Source organism: Mesorhizobium sp. M7A.F.Ca.CA.004.12.1.1, assembly GCF_003997835.1.
GTDB lineage: Bacteria > Pseudomonadota > Alphaproteobacteria > Rhizobiales > Rhizobiaceae > Mesorhizobium.
On sequence record NZ_RZRK01001113.1, the window covers coordinates 1 to 1,509 of the forward strand.

Annotated in this window: 2 protein-coding genes; both read right to left on the reverse strand. The window is 66.1% G+C overall.

Annotation, left to right across the window (positions count from 1 at the left end; translation table 11 throughout):
• The coding region (locus EN984_RS34200; RefSeq protein ID WP_164765904.1) for a cobyric acid synthase at positions 1–1,309 on the reverse strand (1,309 nt) is incomplete at its 3' end.
• Positions 1,309–1,509 (reverse strand): dimethylsulfonioproprionate lyase family protein (locus tag EN984_RS34205; RefSeq protein WP_245480184.1); only part of this gene is annotated, 201 nt, incomplete at its 5' end. The genes EN984_RS34200 and EN984_RS34205, both read right to left, overlap by 1 nt.

A 1,509-nucleotide genomic window follows, 5' to 3' on the forward strand; every position in this document is an offset into this window, starting at 1 on the left:
GCCGCTCGAAGGCTACGAAATCCACCTCGGCCGCACCATCGGACCGGATACGCTGCGGCCTTCCGCTGTCATCAATGGTGTCGAGGACGGGGCGGTGTCGGCCGAGGTGGATTTCGTAGCCTTCGAGCGGCAAGTCGAACGGCACCGAACGGGCGCTGACGTTGCGCACCGTCTTTTCCGGTTCCATCACCGTTTCGACGTCGAGGAGGCCGAGCCCTTCGGCTTCGATGACGCTGCCTTCGATGCCGTCAGGGTCGCGCACTGTGCGGCCGAGCATCTGGAAGCCGCCGCAGATACCAACGACATGGCCGCCGCGCTTGCGATGGGCCAGCAAGTCGCGATCCCATCCGTTCTCGCGGAACTTCAGCAGATCGCCGATCGTCGACTTGGAGCCTGGAATGACCACCAGCCCGGCATCGGCAGGCAATGGCTTTCCGGGCGGCACGAACACCACCTCGACCTGCGGTTCGGCCTTGAGCGGGTCGAGATCGTCGAAATTGGCGATGCGGCCAAGCACCGGCACGGCCACCTTCAGCGCGCGCGTTTCGCCAGACGCCAGCCGTTCCAGCACCACCGAATCTTCCGAAGGCAAGCGTGCCGCCGCCTTCAACCACGGAACGACGCCGAAACAGCGCCAGCCCGTGAATTTCTCGATCGACCTGATACCGTCGTCGAACAGCGAAACGTCGCCGCGAAACTTGTTGATGAGATAGCCGACGATCATCCGTCGGTCCTCTTCCGGCAGGATCAGATGCGTGCCGGCGACCGAGGCGATGACGCCGCCGCGATCGATGTCGCCGACCAGCACCACCGGCACGTCGGCGCGCGTGGCAAAGCCCATATTGGCGATGTCGCGGCTGCGAAGGTTGATCTCGGCCGGCGAGCCGGCGCCCTCGACGATGACCAGATCGGCGCCCTCGCCGATCTTGCCCCAGGAGTCCAGCACGGCGTCCATCAGCCGGCCCTTCATCGCCTGGTAGTCGCGCGCCCGCGCCTCGCCAAACACCTTGCCCTGCACGATGACCTGCGCGCCGACATCGGTCTGCGGCTTGAGCAGCACCGGGTTCATATGGACCGAGGGTGCCACACCGCAAGCGATCGCCTGCAGCCATTGCGCGCGGCCGATCTCGCCGCCGCCGGCTTTGTTGTCGCCCGGAATGTCGGCGACGGCGGCATTGTTCGACATGTTCTGCGGCTTGAATGGCCGCACCTTCAGCCCACGCTTTTTTGCCGCGCGGCAGAGGCCGGCGACCAGCACCGTCTTGCCGACATCCGAACCCGTGCCCTGCAGCATGATCGCTCTGGCCATCAGCCCCTGCCCTGCGCCACGGTTCCGGCAATATCGGATTTCTGCGCCAGTGGCCCGCCGCGCCAGATGTAGAGCGCCAGCAGTGGGTCTTTGCCGGTGCGCATGGCGTGATTGACGTTGGACGCGTGGTGGACGACCTCGCCGGCCGTGCGCATGCAAAAGCCGCTCTCGCCCATGCGCCACTCGGCGCCGCCGGTCAG